General features: G+C 58.9%; 15 protein-coding genes and 1 tRNA gene. 14 read left to right on the forward strand and 2 right to left on the reverse strand.

The window, feature by feature from the left end; translation table 11 throughout:
* From AAAB16_RS18645 to AAAB16_RS18670, 6 genes are all read left to right on the forward strand, one after another.
* The coding region (locus tag AAAB16_RS18645) for an ANTAR domain-containing protein (protein WP_340664670.1) at nt 1-453 on the forward strand (453 nt) is incomplete at its 5' end.
* Entirely contained in the window at nt 450-1,298 is an 849-nt protein-coding gene (locus AAAB16_RS18650) for an ABC transporter permease (protein ID WP_340664671.1), read from the forward strand. The genes AAAB16_RS18645 and AAAB16_RS18650, both read left to right, overlap by 4 nt.
* Complete coding sequence (locus AAAB16_RS18655) at nt 1,299-2,225, forward strand: ABC transporter permease (protein ID WP_340664672.1); 927 nt, start codon at nt 1,299-1,301, stop codon at nt 2,223-2,225.
* Between the two features lie 96 nt (nt 2,226-2,321).
* The gene (locus AAAB16_RS18660) at nt 2,322-3,887 is read left to right on the forward strand and encodes an ABC transporter substrate-binding protein (protein WP_340664682.1); all 1,566 of its coding nucleotides are present in this window, start codon (nt 2,322-2,324) and stop codon (nt 3,885-3,887) included.
* A 57-nt stretch (nt 3,888-3,944) separates the two neighbouring features.
* A complete protein-coding gene (locus AAAB16_RS18665; RefSeq protein WP_340664673.1) occupies nt 3,945-4,892 on the forward strand; it encodes an acetamidase/formamidase family protein in 948 nt (315 codons plus the stop codon).
* The gene (locus AAAB16_RS18670; RefSeq protein ID WP_340664674.1) at nt 4,889-6,610 is read left to right on the forward strand and encodes an ABC transporter ATP-binding protein; all 1,722 of its coding nucleotides are present in this window, start codon (nt 4,889-4,891) and stop codon (nt 6,608-6,610) included. The genes AAAB16_RS18665 and AAAB16_RS18670 overlap by 4 nt, the downstream gene beginning before the upstream one ends.
* 280 nt (nt 6,611-6,890) lie before the next feature.
* Here AAAB16_RS18670 and AAAB16_RS18675 read toward each other — a convergent pair whose 3' ends face one another.
* The gene (locus AAAB16_RS18675) at nt 6,891-7,760 is read right to left on the reverse strand and encodes a WYL domain-containing protein (RefSeq protein WP_340664675.1); all 870 of its coding nucleotides are present in this window, start codon (nt 7,758-7,760) and stop codon (nt 6,891-6,893) included.
* A 180-nt stretch (nt 7,761-7,940) separates the two neighbouring features.
* Between AAAB16_RS18675 and AAAB16_RS18680 the strand changes: the two genes are divergently transcribed.
* The 8 genes from AAAB16_RS18680 to AAAB16_RS18715 all read left to right on the forward strand — a co-directional run bounded on the left by AAAB16_RS18680 (nt 7,941) and on the right by AAAB16_RS18715 (nt 13,795).
* Nucleotides 7,941-8,534 carry a nucleotidyltransferase domain-containing protein gene (locus AAAB16_RS18680; RefSeq protein WP_340664676.1) on the forward strand — a complete coding sequence of 198 codons (594 nt, stop codon included), beginning with the start codon at nt 7,941-7,943 and terminating at the stop codon, nt 8,532-8,534.
* Nucleotides 8,506-8,949 (forward strand): DNA-binding protein, encoded by a 444-nt coding sequence (locus AAAB16_RS18685; RefSeq protein WP_340664677.1) that lies wholly within the window; start codon nt 8,506-8,508, stop codon nt 8,947-8,949. Before AAAB16_RS18680 ends, AAAB16_RS18685 begins: the two co-directional genes overlap by 29 nt.
* A gap of 182 nt (nt 8,950-9,131) precedes the next feature.
* A complete protein-coding gene (locus AAAB16_RS18690) occupies nt 9,132-9,905 on the forward strand; it encodes an ABC transporter ATP-binding protein (RefSeq protein WP_340664678.1) in 774 nt (257 codons plus the stop codon).
* A gap of 16 nt (nt 9,906-9,921) precedes the next feature.
* Nucleotides 9,922-10,674: an ABC transporter substrate-binding protein gene (locus AAAB16_RS18695; RefSeq protein ID WP_340664679.1), complete on the forward strand. Its 753-nt coding sequence runs from the start codon at nt 9,922-9,924 to the stop codon at nt 10,672-10,674.
* An 82-nt stretch (nt 10,675-10,756) separates the two neighbouring features.
* The gene (locus AAAB16_RS18700) at nt 10,757-11,449 is read left to right on the forward strand and encodes an ABC transporter permease (RefSeq protein WP_110618287.1); all 693 of its coding nucleotides are present in this window, start codon (nt 10,757-10,759) and stop codon (nt 11,447-11,449) included.
* The gene (locus AAAB16_RS18705) at nt 11,449-12,138 is read left to right on the forward strand and encodes an ABC transporter permease (protein ID WP_110618286.1); all 690 of its coding nucleotides are present in this window, start codon (nt 11,449-11,451) and stop codon (nt 12,136-12,138) included. Before AAAB16_RS18700 ends, AAAB16_RS18705 begins: the two co-directional genes overlap by 1 nt.
* Nucleotides 12,139-12,207: 69 nt before the next feature.
* The gene (locus AAAB16_RS18710; protein ID WP_340664680.1) at nt 12,208-13,425 is read left to right on the forward strand and encodes a methyltransferase; all 1,218 of its coding nucleotides are present in this window, start codon (nt 12,208-12,210) and stop codon (nt 13,423-13,425) included.
* A 294-nt stretch (nt 13,426-13,719) separates the two neighbouring features.
* Nucleotides 13,720-13,795, forward strand: a tRNA-Thr gene (locus AAAB16_RS18715).
* A gap of 113 nt (nt 13,796-13,908) precedes the next feature.
* Here the strand turns inward: AAAB16_RS18715 and AAAB16_RS18720 are convergent.
* A complete protein-coding gene (locus tag AAAB16_RS18720; RefSeq protein ID WP_340664681.1) occupies nt 13,909-14,259 on the reverse strand; it encodes a hypothetical protein in 351 nt (116 codons plus the stop codon).
* Nucleotides 14,260-14,456: the final 197 nt, after the last annotated feature.

Genomic DNA, 14,456 nt, shown 5'->3' on the forward strand with positions numbered 1-14,456 from the left:
GATCTGCATGGCTGCTTTGCGGCCATTGTCGAGCTCGAGCATTTCGCCAGTCCGCAGACGTTGCTCAAGCTCAATCAAGCCAATGTGCCGGTGGTGGCGTTAACGCCCCACGAAACCCTGTCGCAGATCCAACGCGCTATCGGGTTGGGCGCCACGGCGATGCTTAATCGGCCGATCACCCAGGGCTCGGTCTACACCACGCTGATGATGGCGATCGGTTTACGCGAGCGCTTGGACCGTGATGGGCAAACCATCGACAACCTGCAGCAACGCCTGGCTAACCGTCCGCAGCTGGCCATGGCGCTGGCGCGCTTGATGGTTGAGCACAATCTGGATGAAAGCGCGGCATATGAGCGCTTGCGCGAGCTGTCGATGCGCCTGAACCGCAGCATTGATGAGCTGTGTGCCGAGTTGGCGGCGGATCATACGCAGCAGCATGGCGGGCATTTATGAGTACTACGCGAGCCCTGTTGCGCCGACCTACGGTAGCTATTTCGCTGCTGTATATCGTGCTGGTGGTGGTGCTGGCGTTGTTTGCGCCATGGCTAAGCCCGTTCGATCCGGCGGAGCAGTTTATTGAAGGGCTGTCGATGGAAGGCGCACCACTGGCGCCCGGCGACAGCTATTGGCTGGGCACCGATTTGCTCGGGCGAGATTTGCTATCGCGGTTGATTTACGGCGCCCGCACGTCGCTGTTTATCGGCTTGGTCGCCAATGGTATGGCGGTGCTGATTGGCACGCTGGTGGGTTTGAGCGCGGGCTTTGTGCGCGGCTGGTTGGGCAGTGTGTTGATGCGCTTTACCGACCTGATAATGGCTTTCCCCGCCCTGCTATTGGCCATCGCCTTGTCGGCAATTTTTCAGCCCAGTGTATGGATCGTTGCCTTGGTGATTGCCATGGTCAATTGGGTGCAGGTGGCGCGGGTGATTTACGCCGAAACCATCGCCCTGAGCGCGCGGGACTTTGTCGCGGTAGAGCGCACCCTCGGTGCCAGTTCGCTGCGCATTTTGTTCTCGCACCTGTTGCCGCATTTGCTGCCGACCATTTTGGTGTGGGCCACCTTGGGTATTTCGACCACCGTGCTGCTGGAGGCGACCTTGTCGTACCTGGGCGTCGGTGTGCAGCCGCCTACGCCAAGCTGGGGCAATATCATTTTCGAAAGCCAGACCTATTTCACCTCGGCACCGTGGCTGGTGTTTATTCCGGGGGCGGCGATTATTTTGCTGTCGCTGGCCTTCAACTTGGTTGGCGATGCGCTGCGCGATGAGCTCGACCCCACGCTTCAGGGGAGAAGCTGAATGCTCACGTTTATTGGCCGGCGTATCGGGTACTCGCTGCTGATTTTGCTCGGCGTCAGCCTGATCACTTATCTGCTGCTCTTTATGCTGCCCGCCGACCCGGCGCGGCAGATTGCCGGGCGCAGCGCCACGCCGGAAGTGGTGGCCGGCATTCGCGCGCAGTTGGGGCTGGACCTACCCTTCTATCAGCAATACGCGCACTACCTGGGCAACCTGCTGCAAGGCGATCTGGGCCGCTCGTATATCCAACGCAGCGAAGTGACCGAGCTGCTCGGTTCGCGCTTGCAGCCGTCGCTGGAGTTGATGGCGGCCGGCATCGGCTTTGAATTGCTTATCGGCATCACCCTTGGCGTGATCGCGGCACTGCGCCGTGGCGGTATTGCCGACCGCTTGCTCACGGCACTGTCTTTCGTTGGCGTGTCGGCCCCGCAATTTATCGCCGCCATGTTGTTTCTGTACTTCTTCGCCGTGCAGCTCGAATGGTTCCCCATGGGCGGCTACGGCGGCATCAAGCACCTGATGTTGCCAGCACTAACCCTCGGTTTACTCGGCAGCGGCTGGTACTCGCGCATGGTCCGTTCTTCGATGATCGACGTGCTGCATCAAGATTTTATCCGCACCGCCCGCGCCAAAGGGTTAAGCCGTGCCCGTGTAGTGCTGCGCCATGTGTTGCCCAACGCCATCGTGCCGATCATCCCCATGATCGGCATCGACATCGGCGTGTTTATGGGCGGGCTGGTGGTGGTCGAGTCGGTATTCGGCTGGCCCGGCATCGGCCAACTGGCCTGGCAGGCGATTCAACAAGTGGACATCCCGGTGATCGTTGGCGTGACCACGGTTTCAGCGGTGGCGATTGTGCTCGGCAACTTGGTGGCCGACCTGGTTATTCCACTGATCGACCCGCGTATCGACATCAAAAAACACTAAGCCAACCCCACTAAAAACTACCAGCAAAGAGGCAGGAGCATGAAGCGCACAGCACTATCCCTGGTTATCGCCGCCACGCTGTTTACAGGCCCACTTATGGCCGATGAGCTGGTCGACGCCAACGCCAAAAACGGTGGCAGCATTGTCGTTACCTACCAGAACGATGTCGCCACCCTCGACCCTGCCATTGGCTACGACTGGCAGAACTGGTCAATGATCAAAAGCCTGTTCGACGGCCTGATGGACTACAAGCCCGGCACCACCGAGCTGGTCAAAGACTTGGCCGAGGACTACAGCATTTCCGCCGACGGTCTGGTGTACAGCTTCACCCTAAAAAAGGGCGTGAAGTTCCATAACGGCCGCGAGATGAAAGCGGGCGATGTGAAGTACTCGCTGGAACGCACGGTGAATCCGAAAACCCAAAGCCCGGGCGCCGGTTTCTTCAGCTCAATTGCCGGCTATGAAGACGTTACCGGTGGCAAAAGCGAAACCTTAAGCGGCGTGGAAGCTACCGACGACTACCACGTAAAAATCACCCTTAGCGCACCGAATGCGACCTTCTTGCACATCATGGCGATCAACTTCGCCTCGGTGGTTCCCAAAGAGGACGTGGAGAAATGGGGCGCCGATTTCGGCAAGCACCCGGTTGGCACTGGCGCATACAGCCTGGCGGAATGGAAGCTCGGTCAGCAGATCGTATTCAAGAAAAACCCGACCTACTTCCGCGCCGGCCTGCCGCACCTGGACAGCATCACCTTTGAGGTGGGCCAAGACCCGATGGTCGCCCTGCTGCGCCTGGAAAAAGGCGAAGTGGACATTGCCGGTGACGGCGTACCGCCAGCCAAATTCCTGCAGTTCAAAAACGACCCGAAATTCAAAGAGCGCATGGTGGTTGGCGAACAACTGCATACCGGTTACCTGACGCTGAAAACCACCTTGCCGCCGTTCGATAACCTCAAGGTGCGTCAGGCCGTGAACATGGCCATCAGCAAAGACCGCATCGTGCGCATCATCAACGGCCGCGCCACCCCGGCTAACCAACCGTTGCCACCGGCGATGCCCGGCTACGACAAGGCCTACAAGGGCTATGCCTATGACGTTGAAGGGGCGAAAAAACTGTTGGCCGAAGCCGGTTTTGCCAAGGGCTTCGACACCGAACTGTTTGTGATGAACACCGAGCCGCAGCCGCGTATTGCCCAGTCGATTCAGCAGGACTTGGCCAAGGTCGGCATTCGCGCGCAGATCAAATCCCTGGCCCAGGCTAACGTGATCGCTGCTGGCAGTGCTAAAGACCAGGCACCCATGGTGTGGTCGGGCGGCATGGGCTGGATTGCCGACTTCCCCGATCCCTCCAACTTCTACGGCCCGATTTTGGGTTGCAGTGGCGCGGTAGATGGCGGCTGGAACTGGGCGCTGTACTGCAACAAAAAGCTCGACGCAGATGCCGCCAAAGCCGACGCCATGGCCAAGCCAGAGCAGCAGGCCGAGCGTGTGGCGTTGTGGAGCAAGATTTTTACCGACGTGATGGCCGACGCGCCGTGGGTGCCAATCTTTAACGAGCAGCGCTTCACCGTTCGTTCGCAGCGCATGGCCGGCGGCAACGATCTGTACGTCGATCCGGTTCATGTGCCGGTGAATTACGACCACATTTGGGTTAAGTAAATTTAAGCGTGGAAACCCAGCGCCCTTGCCGGGGGCTGGGTTAAGTGAGGATTTTTTATGTGTCAGAACTGCCTGGTTAAAACCATTCACAGCGTGCACAACCACTTTGGTTGGGACCGCAGCATTGAGCCGGTTATGCGCGTGGCGCCGGGGCAGATGCTGGAGTTTCAGTGCCTGGATTCGTCCAACGGCTACTTCACCCCGCAGTCGGTGGTCGGCGATGTGGCGACCATGTCGTTCGACCAGATCAACCCGGTGACCGGGCCGATCTTTGTCGAGGGCGCAGAGCCCGGCGATATCCTGAAAATCACCATCGACAGCTTCAAGCCCAGCGGCTTTGGCTGGACGGCGAATATCCCTGGCTTTGGCCTGTTGGCCGACCAATTTAAAGAGCCGGCCCTAGCGCTGTGGCAGTACGACAAAGACGCCCTGGCCCCGGCCGCGTTTGGCCAGTTTGCCAAGGTGCCGCTCAAGCCGTTTGCCGGCACCATTGGCCTGGCGCCAGCCGAAGCCGGCCTGCATTCGGTGGTACCGCCCCGGCGGGTGGGCGGCAACTTGGACATTCGTGACCTTGCCGCTGGCACCACGCTGTACTTGCCGGTGGAAGTGGCCGGCGCGCTGTTGTCGATTGGCGATACCCATGCGGCGCAAGGCGATGGTGAGGTCGGCGGCACCGCCATCGAAAGCGCGATGGATGTCACGGTAAAGGTCGACCTGATCAAAGATACGCCGCTGGCCTTCCCACGGTTCAGCACCCCCGGCCCGGTAACCCGCCACTTGGACAGCGCCGGCTACGAAGCCTTTACCGGCGTCGGCCCCGACCTGATGGAGGCAGCGCGCCAAGCGGTTAGCGGCGCCATCGACTGGCTATGCCGCGAGCACCACATGCCAGCGGAACAGGCCTACATGCTGTGCTCGGTATGCGGCGATTTACGCATCAGCGAAATCGTCGATCTGCCCAACTGGGTGGTGTCGTTTTACGTGCCCAAAGTGGTGTTTGCGTGAGCCAACCAGCGATTCTCTCGGTGGAGCGGCTGGCCATTGAGTTCGGCGCCAAGCGTGTGGTCGACGACCTGAGTTTTGCGTTGTATCCAGGGCAAACGCTGTGTATCGCTGGCGAGTCGGGCAGCGGCAAGTCGCTGACCTCGCTGGCGATCATGGGTTTGTTACCCAAACAGGCGCGTACGCCCAGCGGTGCCATCCTCTTTAAGAACCGCGACTTACTCACCCTCGCCGAACGCGAGCGCCAGCAGTTGCGCGGTAAAGATATCTGCATGATTTTCCAGGAGCCGATGACCTCGCTGAATCCGCTGATGACGGTTGGCCAACAACTGGCCGAAACCTTGCGCCGTCATGAGCCGTTGTCGCGCCAGGCCATCGCTCAGCGCTGCCGGGAAATGCTCGAAGCGGTGCGCATGCCCCAGGTGCAAAAACGCCTGACCCAGTACCCCCATGAACTCTCTGGCGGCATGCGCCAGCGGGTGATGATCGCCATGGCCATGCTCTGCCGGCCCAAAGTGTTGATCGCCGATGAGCCGACCACCGCGCTGGACGTGACCATTCAGGCGCAGATCCTCGAACTGATGCGCGAGCTGCAACAACAATACGGCACCAGCCTGTTGCTAATCACCCACGACATGGGCGTGGTGGCGGAGATGGCCGATCAGGTGGTGGTGATGAACCAGGGGCGCATGGAAGAACAGGCGCCAGTACGCCAGTTGTTTGCCGCGCCGCAAGCAACCTATACGCGCAAGCTCCTGGCGGCGGTGCCGGTGCTCGGTTCAGCGGGCATGCCGCAAAACCTTAGCCAACAGCCGGCGCTGCTCGAAGTGCGCAACCTGAGCGTGCGTTTCCCGCTGCGCACCGGTTGGTTTGAAGCCGGCAAGAATGTGCATGCTGTGGAAAACCTCAACTTTGATTTACGCGCCGGCGAGACGCTCGGGCTGGTGGGTGAAAGTGGTTGCGGCAAGTCCACCACCGGCAAAGCGCTGATGAATATGCTCGCCTATGAAGGCAGCGTGAAACTGCTGGGCCAGGAACTTAATGGCTTGCACGGCGAGGCGTTGCAGCGCGTGCGCCGCGATGTGCAGATGGTGTTTCAAGACCCCTACGCCGCCCTCAACCCGCGCAAAACCATTTTCGACTTAGTCGGCGAACCGCTGCTGATTCACGACCGTTTGCCCACCGCACAACGCCGCGAGCGGGTGGCGCAGTTACTGGTGCAGGTGGGGCTGCCAGTAGACGCCTTGGCGCGTTACCCGCACCAATTCTCCGGCGGCCAGCGCCAGCGTATCTGCATCGCCCGCGCGCTAGCGTTGAACCCGAAGGTGATCATCGCCGATGAGTCGGTTTCAGCATTGGATGTATCGGTGCAGGCTCAGGTGCTGGAGCTACTGGAACAACTGCGTGAAGAGCAGGGCTTGAGCTACCTGTTTATCTCCCACGATATGGCCGTGGTCGAACGCATCTGCCACCGCGTGGCGGTAATGTATGGCGGGCAGATCGTCGAGATCGGTCGTCGTGATCAGGTACTCCACAACCCTCAGCACCCCTACACCAAACGCCTGCTTAGCGCCGTGCCGCTGCCGGACGTCGAGCGCAAACGCGACTTCAAAAGCCTGCTGCAAGAATTCAGCACGCCAAGCCCGATCAAAGAGCTGGGGTTTGTCGCGCCGGTGCAGCAGTTTGTGCAGGTAAGCGAAGAGCACGCAGTCGCCACGTAGGGTGTGCTGTGCGCACCAAGCCGTTGGCCAATGGACTTCAGGGTGCGCACGGCAAACGCGTAGCGGCATAGTCTGTAGACCTGTACCAAAACCATACGCACGAAAAGTAGACAGATCGACGCCTGCGCGCCCTGGCCTTAGGTTTTCTCCACCCCCATTCGGACGGAGAAGACGCCATGTGGCTGATCAACGCAGCACTCAACAACGCCCACATCCTGCTAGCCATCGGCGCGTTCTTTTGGCTGATGGCGCACCTGGCTTACGGCCCGGCTGAGTAAGCTCAGTAGAGCCAAGGCTGTAATGCGTCGATATTGGCGACGACAATTTGCTGAGCGCTGGCTTTGCTTTGCACTTTGCTCGCGTCGATCTGATAGCGCTGCAGCACGTACTGCACCAAGGCGCCACGGCTGGCAACGCGCAATTGACCATCCTGCATGCCGTAGTCGATTTCGATAATTGCCCTTTGCTCGGCGCTCAGGCGCGAGTCGGGGACGATGATGACGTCAACCTGGGTTGCCCAGCCGCTATCGCCGTCGATGCCATGCTCGGACTGGTCCAGCACATCCGGGTCACCGCGCAGACGACTGAGCACGAAGTCACGGTAGTCGCGGTTCTTTTCGCAGTAAGCGCGCACGTGCCAGCGCATACCGGTGTAGATCAGCGTATGCGGCGCGATCAGCCGGGTTTCGGCGACCGGATTGGCCAGCGACACATATTCACACTCCAAGCGCAGCCCCTCGCGACAGGCACGCAGCAACGGCCGTAGCACCTCGGGGCGCACCGAGCGGTCCGGCACCTTGAGCACTTCGGTGTGTGCATAGGCCAGCGCCAACCCTTCAATATGCGGGGCGCGCTCGTGGTTTTGGTTGAGCAGGTGCAGGTAGGCGCTGGCGCTGTCGTCGATAAACAACGGCTGGAAGGTTTTGCTCGGTACGTAACCCTTGAGGTGCTTGTCGTACTCGAGGTTCTTTGGCGCGTACTCGGTTAAATAGCTGTTGATGTCTTTCGACGCTTGCTGGCGGCTGATGCCGAAGCTTTGCATCAGGTGGCCAGTCGTCAGCCGCCCTTCCCACCAGGCCACGGTTTCAATCAGGCGGTAGCGCAAGGCTAAGTCCCAGCGCACGTGTTCGATGGATTGTTTGCGCTTCATAGCTAACTACCCGCTCTTGTCGATTGCCCCAATGAGTCGCCCGAGGATATGTCTAGTTAGCGTACATATCTACCGGCTTAACCTGTCAACACGGCGCGAATCACTCGGCTATTTGCCCAATCTGCTGCATCAAGCTATCGTAGCCAAATCGGCTACAGTTGTAGCCAAAAAGGCTACGCTATGACTGTACTCGACTCTTTATTCGGCATCCAACGCCAGCGCGTTTTAGGCTGGCTACTGTTGCACCCCGACGAGCAGGTGCATGTGCGCGAATTAGCGCGAATCACACACACCAACGCGGGCTCATTGCACCGCGAGTTGGCGCGCTTGGCCGAAGGCGGATTGCTGGTTCGCAGCCAGCAGGGCAATCAGGTGCTGTATCAAGCCAACCGCAGCCATCCAGTATTTGCCGAACTGGCTGGGCTGTTTCGCAAAACCTCAGGAGTGGTCGGTGTGCTGCAAGAGGCGCTCCTACCACTCAGCACGCAAATAAAGCTGGCCTGGGTGTTCGGGTCGGTCGCACGCGGTGAGGAAAATGCGGATAGCGATGTGGATGTGTTGCTAATTGGCGAAACGTCATTCACTGATCTGGTGCGCGCCCTTCATCCTTATCAGGCCCTGTTGGGACGAGAGATTAACCCTGTGCTGTACGCTCCAGAAGAGTTCACGCGCAAGCTGAACGAGGGCGACTTATTTGCCCGCGAACTGCTGGAAAAACCGCGGCTTTTCATACAGGGAGTAGAAGATGACATTGGAGAACTTACTCGCCATTAGCAGGCTGCAAGCACTCAACCCGGACAAACACGCCATTGCCAAATTGCTTGCTGCGGCCACCCGCAACCTGATGGATGCCCAGCTTCCAGCGCTGAGCGCCAACAATCGTTTTGACGCCGGCTACAAAGTGATTTTGCAGTGCGCGGTTATCGGTTTGCAGGCCAATGGTTACCGACTCTCCACAAGTCAGCCGGGCCACCACCAAACCGCCATCCAGACGTTGCCCAAGAGCATGGGCATTAGCCAGGACGTAGCCATCCTGCTGGACGCCCTGCGCAAGCGGCGCAATCTCAACGACTACGATGGTGATCCAATACCTGACGGTGCATTGGCGTCCTGCCTAAAAGAAGCCGAGTTGCTGTTAGCTCACACAAGGCGCTGGCTACAAACACAGCACCCCGAATTGCTCGACTAAGCAACTCCACCTGCCCTTTTTGCATCTTCGCGCCAGCCACTTGCACTGAGGCGACACCACTTACGCCTGCGACTAAATAGCCGGTTTGCCAGTCTTGGCTGGCGTTCCGACGCTATGCTAGCTTGCAGCCTCGCCAGGAAAGTCGCCGCATTCAGCGCCCCCTAAGAACAAGAGGACACCCCATGGCCGAGGCAACGCCCGCGCTTGAGATTCGCAATTTGCACAAACGCTACGGCGATCTGGAGGTGCTCAAAGGCATCTCGCTTACAGCCCGCGATGGCGATGTCATTTCGATCCTCGGTTCTTCCGGTTCTGGCAAATCCACCTTTCTGCGTTGCATCAACCTGTTGGAAAACCCGCATCAGGGGCAAATTCTGGTGGCCGGTGAAGAGCTCAAGCTCAAGGCTGCGAAGAATGGCGACCTGGTGGCTGCCGACAACAAGCAGATCAATCGCCTGCGCAGTGAAATCGGTTTCGTCTTTCAGAACTTCAATCTATGGCCGCACATGAGTGTGCTCGACAACATTATCGAGGCGCCGCGCCGCGTGTTGGGCTTGAGCAAGGCAGAAGCCATTGAGCGCGCCGAAGCGTTGTTGGCCAAGGTCGGCATTGGCGACAAACGCCATGTGTACCCGGCGCAGTTGTCCGGCGGCCAGCAGCAACGCGCCGCCATTGCGCGCACGCTGGCGATGCAACCTAAAGTGATTCTGTTCGACGAGCCCACGTCGGCACTCGACCCGGAAATGGTCCAGGAAGTGCTTAACGTAATCCGCGCGCTCGCCGAGGAAGGCCGCACCATGTTGCTGGTCACCCACGAAATGAATTTCGCCCGTCAGGTATCCAGTGAGGTGGTGTTTTTGCACCAGGGCCTGGTAGAAGAACAAGGATCGCCCGAGCAGGTGTTCACTAATCCGAACTCGGCGCGCTGCAAGCAATTCATGTCCAGCAATCGCTAACACGGAGCAACAACCCATGCAGAACTACAAGAAGATCCTGCTGGCCGCGGCCGCTACCCTGGCGTTCGGCACTGGTGCCGTCGCCGCTGACAAACTGAAGATCGGCACCGAAGGCGCCTACCCACCGTTCAACCTGATCGACGCCAGCGGCCAAGTCGGCGGCTTTGATGTGGAAATCGCTCAAGCCCTGTGCGCGAAAATGAAAGCCGAGTGCGAAGTGGTCACCTCCGACTGGGACGGCATCATTCCGGCTCTGAACGCCAAGAAGTTCGACTTCCTTGCCGCGTCCATGTCGATCACTGAAGAGCGTAAAAACGCCGTCGATTTCACCGACGCGTACTACACCAACAAGCTGCAGTTTATCGCCGCCAAAGACAAACCGTTCAGCACCGACAAGGCCGCCCTTAAAGGCAAAGTGATTGGCGCCCAGCGCGCCACCATCGCCGGCACCTGGCTGGAAGACAACATGGCTGACGTGGTGGACATCAAGCTCTACGACACCCAGGAAAACGCTTACCTCGACCTGGCCTCCGGTCGTGTTGATGGCGTGCTGGCCGACAAGTTCGTGAACTGGGAATGGCTGAAAAGCGAGACCGGCAAAGGCTTCGAATTTAAAGGCGAGCCAGTGTTCGACAACGACAAGATCGCCATTGCCGTGCGCAAAAACGATCCGCTGCGCGAGAAGTTGAATACCGCGCTGAAAGAAATTGTCGCTGACGGTACCTATAAGAAGATCAACGACAAGTACTTCCCCTTCAGCATCTATTAATAGATGACGCTCTGCTGGGCGCCGCACAGGCGCCCAGCAGTTCAACTGTTATTTCCCCGTATTCCTAACGCAGTAAATCTCGATGATCTTTGATCTTCATGGATTCGGCCCAGCCTTGCTGGCCGGCACGCTGATGACCATCAAGCTGGCGCTTAGCGCGCTGTGCCTTGGTTTGGTTCTGGGCCTGCTTGGCGCCTTGGCCAAGACGTCCCCGCACAAGCCGTTGCAATGGCTTGGCGGCACTTATTCCACCCTGGTGCGCGGCATTCCCGAGCTGCTGTGGGTGCTGCTGATTTACTTCGGCACGGTCAACCTGATGCGCAGCATTGGCGAGGCCATTGGCGTGCCGAGCCTGGAGCTAAGCGCCTTTGCGGCTGGCACCATCGCTTTGGGCTTGTGCTTTGGTTCCTACGCCACCGAGGTGTTTCGCGGCGCGATTCTGGCCATTCCCCGTGGCCACCGCGAAGCCGGTCAGGCGTTGGGGCTGTCCAAGGGCCGCACGTTCTGGCGAATTATCTTGCCGCAGATGTGGCGCATCGCTCTGCCGGGCCTGGGCAACCTGTTTATGATTTTGATGAAGGACACCGCGCTGGTGTCGGTAATCGGCTTGGAAGAGCTGATGCGCCGCTCGCAAATCGCGGTGACCTCGAGCAAAGAGCCTTTTACGTTTTTCTTGGTAGCGGCCTTTATTTATCTGGGTCTGACGGTAGTCGCCATGACCGCCATGTACTTTATAGAAAGACGCGCCAGCCGCGGCTTCGTCAGGAGCGCGTGATGAACTGGGACGTCATTATCAAGTACCTGCCGCGTCTGTTTGATGGCGCTATTTTGACGTTGGAATTGGTGGCCTTTGCCGTCATCGCGGGGCTGATTCTGGCCCTACCGATGGGCATCGCCCGTGCCTCGCGGCACTGGTATGTGCGCGCCCTGCCCTACGGCTATATCTTCTTTTTCCGCGGCACACCGCTGCTGGTGCAACTGTTCCTGGTTTACTACGGCGCGGCGCAATTTGATGCGGTACGCCAAGGACCGTTGTGGCCGTATCTACGTGACCCGTACTGGTGTGCGGTGTTGACCATGACCCTGCACACCGCTGCCTATATCGCCGAAATCTTGCGCGGCGCTATTCAGGCTGTGCCTAACGGCGAAGTGGAGGCAGCGCGTGCGTTGGGTATGTCCCGCGCCCAGGCGATGCTGCATATCATCCTGCCGCGTGCCGCGCGTATCGGCCTGCCGGCGTATAGCAACGAAGTGATCCTGATGCTCAAGGCCAGTGCATTGGCTAGCACCATTACGTTGCTGGAGCTGACCGGCATGGCGCGCACAATCATTGCCCGCACCTATCTGCCGGTGGAGATTTTCTTCGCTGCCGGCCTGTTCTATCTGGTTATCGCCTTTGTGCTGGTCAAAGGCTTCAAGCTGCTGGAACGCTGGTTGCGCGTCGACGCCACCCAAGGCCGCTAGAATAGCGCTCGCCCATGCGCCTTATTAAAGAGGCCATGGGCAAAGTCGCCACTTTTGAAGCTGCCTACCATGATCGAGTCTGCCCCTCTCACCGGCCACGAACTGCTCCCGCGCTTTCAAGCGTTGGACGGCTTTCTGCTGCGCCATCAAGCGCTGTGGCAGCCACGGCCCTTCACCCATTTGCAATTAGCCTGGGAAACCCAGCACCCGCAGTTGGCCACATGGTTGCGCAGCAGAACGCTGGAAGACGCCGAAGCCGCGCACAACCACCCTGAGTTATTGCCGGCGCCGCAGCCGTTCCGCGACTTGGCGTCTGAGTCCGCTGAGCTTGCCGCCGTTGGGCCGTTACTCACCTCAGAACCGATGCCACTGCCGGCCAATTTTTCTGTGGATATTCCTGGGCGCAAGTGGGAGCAGATTCAGGCATTTGCCAGCTGCTTGAGCTTTAGCCAAGCGCCGCAGCACTGGCTGGACTGGTGTTCAGGCAAGGGCCACCTCGGTCAACTGCTCGCCCAGAGCGGCCAGCCACTCACCTGCCTGGAATATGACCCGGCGCTAGTGGCGGCCGGCGCACAGCTAAGCAAAAAACGCGGCCTAACCAGCCGGCACGTGCAGCACGATGTGCTGGCCGCCGACGCGGCAATACAGCTTCACCCCGAGCACACTCCGGTTGCCTTGCACGCCTGCGGCGACTTGCATGTGCGCCTGCTGCAACTGGCCAGCAGTGCGGGCTGCACACAACTGGCCGTCGCCCCGTGCTGCTACAACCGCATTGCCGGCACGCACTACCAGGCGTTATCCACAGCCGGCCAAACCTCAGGGCTGCAACTGTCTGTGGATGACTTGGGCTTACCGCTGAGCGAAACCGTCACCGCCGGTGCCCGTGTACGTCGCCAACGCGACCACTCCATGGCCCGTCGCCTCGCCTTCGACCTGCTGCAACGCGAATTGCGCGCCAGCGACGACTACTTACCGACGCCTTCACTGCCGGTTGCCTGGCTGCACAAAGATTTCGCCGACTACTGCCGAGACCTGGCGCAGCTAAAAAACGTACCGACACCGGCAAATCGCGACTGGGCCGCCCTCGAAGAAAAAGGCTGGAAGCGCCTGGCCGAGGTCCGCAACCTGGAACTGTTACGCGGCCTGTTTCGGCGCCCATTAGAACTATGGCTATTACTCGACCGCGCCCTATTTTTGCAAGAGCACGGCTACCACGTACGCCTTGGCCGTTTCTGTGTAAGCCAAGTCAGCCCACGCAACCTGATGCTTCTGGCAGAACGCCAATAAGTTGCCCACACAATCTGTGGATAACTTTGTTGATAGTTTCTGGGCAACCTTGGCAAAGGCCGATGCAGCAAGGCCTGCAGATATCTGATTATTTTTTAAACAGATCAAAAAAATCAATAAAACCAGCTAGTTACATGCTTATGTCAAGTACTGCAGAAAAATTAACCACATTGCGTGGTGGCGCCTAACGATTGTGCATAAGCCTATTCCAGACAGTGTCGCAGCGAGGAAAAAACGGCCCTAGATCAGGGCTTTACTCGACGCTTCTAATGGATATAATGGCGACCCTGAAATGCCGGTATAGCTCAGCTGGTAGAGCAACTGACTTGTAATCAGTAGGTCCCGGGTTCGATTCCTGGTGCCGGCACCATATAAAAGAAAGGCCTTCGAGAAATCGAAGGCCTTTTTTGTTTCTACGGGCTGAAATGCTCCCCGATCAAACTTCCCAATTTCAAACCGCTCACATTTCGGCAGCCCCTCTCCTCACCTCTTCCGGTTTTCCATCATCACGTTGTCGCAGTAGTCATCCATAGGTTTCACCCATTTCGCGCCTTGCGAGGAGCGGTCTTGGCCGAGGGTGAGCACGCATTTGGCGGATTCGCTGAGGTTCAACGCTTTGGGGAACGCGCGCGGGGCTGGCTGGTTGGGTAACTGCGCGATGGCTTGGCGTTGGTAAAGGATGCCGCCGCCCGCTGTGGGCTTGGCGACAAAGCCGGGCGGGGCGTCCGGCACAGTGGGCGGGGTAGGTGGTGTGGGTCTTAGGACCATAGCGGTGATAGCGCTACTGAGTAAGCAGACAGAAAAAAAAGCGATGACGAGGGCAAAAATACGCATGGTTACGCTCCACTGATGGGGGAGGCGCGCTGGGGCGGGAGATGCTGTGGTTGAAACTACTTGCCCCGTGCCGGTAACGAATAAAGATGGGCGATGCAATCAGCGCGCGGTTTAAAACGGCGCGGCAAGGTTACTTTTTGATCAGCTCGGGGCCGTAGACCTATATCAATACTTGCGGGATCAGCACTCCCTAGAAT

This window comes from Pseudomonas sp. (assembly GCF_037994325.1).
Lineage (GTDB): Bacteria > Pseudomonadota > Gammaproteobacteria > Pseudomonadales > Pseudomonadaceae > Aquipseudomonas.

What these genes read in the sequence shown, in the direction of transcription:
- AAAB16_RS18650 (WP_340664671.1), top strand. Translation starts at nt 450, where the DNA reads ATGAGTACTACGCGAGCCCTGTTGCGCCGACCTACGGTAGCTATTTCG.
- AAAB16_RS18655 (WP_340664672.1), top strand. Translation starts at nt 1,299, where the DNA reads ATGCTCACGTTTATTGGCCGGCGTATCGGGTACTCGCTGCTGATTTTG.
- AAAB16_RS18660 (WP_340664682.1), top strand. Translation starts at nt 2,322, where the DNA reads ATGGCCGATGAGCTGGTCGACGCCAACGCCAAAAACGGTGGCAGCATT.
- AAAB16_RS18665 (WP_340664673.1), top strand. Translation starts at nt 3,945, where the DNA reads ATGTGTCAGAACTGCCTGGTTAAAACCATTCACAGCGTGCACAACCAC.
- AAAB16_RS18675 (WP_340664675.1), bottom strand. Translation starts at nt 7,760, where the DNA reads ATGAAGCGCAAACAATCCATCGAACACGTGCGCTGGGACTTAGCCTTG.
- AAAB16_RS18680 (WP_340664676.1), top strand. Translation starts at nt 7,941, where the DNA reads ATGACTGTACTCGACTCTTTATTCGGCATCCAACGCCAGCGCGTTTTA.
- AAAB16_RS18685 (WP_340664677.1), top strand. Translation starts at nt 8,506, where the DNA reads ATGACATTGGAGAACTTACTCGCCATTAGCAGGCTGCAAGCACTCAAC.
- AAAB16_RS18690 (WP_340664678.1), top strand. Translation starts at nt 9,132, where the DNA reads ATGGCCGAGGCAACGCCCGCGCTTGAGATTCGCAATTTGCACAAACGC.
- AAAB16_RS18695 (WP_340664679.1), top strand. Translation starts at nt 9,922, where the DNA reads ATGCAGAACTACAAGAAGATCCTGCTGGCCGCGGCCGCTACCCTGGCG.
- AAAB16_RS18700 (WP_110618287.1), top strand. Translation starts at nt 10,757, where the DNA reads ATGATCTTTGATCTTCATGGATTCGGCCCAGCCTTGCTGGCCGGCACG.
- AAAB16_RS18705 (WP_110618286.1), top strand. Translation starts at nt 11,449, where the DNA reads ATGAACTGGGACGTCATTATCAAGTACCTGCCGCGTCTGTTTGATGGC.
- AAAB16_RS18710 (WP_340664680.1), top strand. Translation starts at nt 12,208, where the DNA reads ATGATCGAGTCTGCCCCTCTCACCGGCCACGAACTGCTCCCGCGCTTT.
- AAAB16_RS18720 (WP_340664681.1), bottom strand. Translation starts at nt 14,259, where the DNA reads ATGCGTATTTTTGCCCTCGTCATCGCTTTTTTTTCTGTCTGCTTACTC.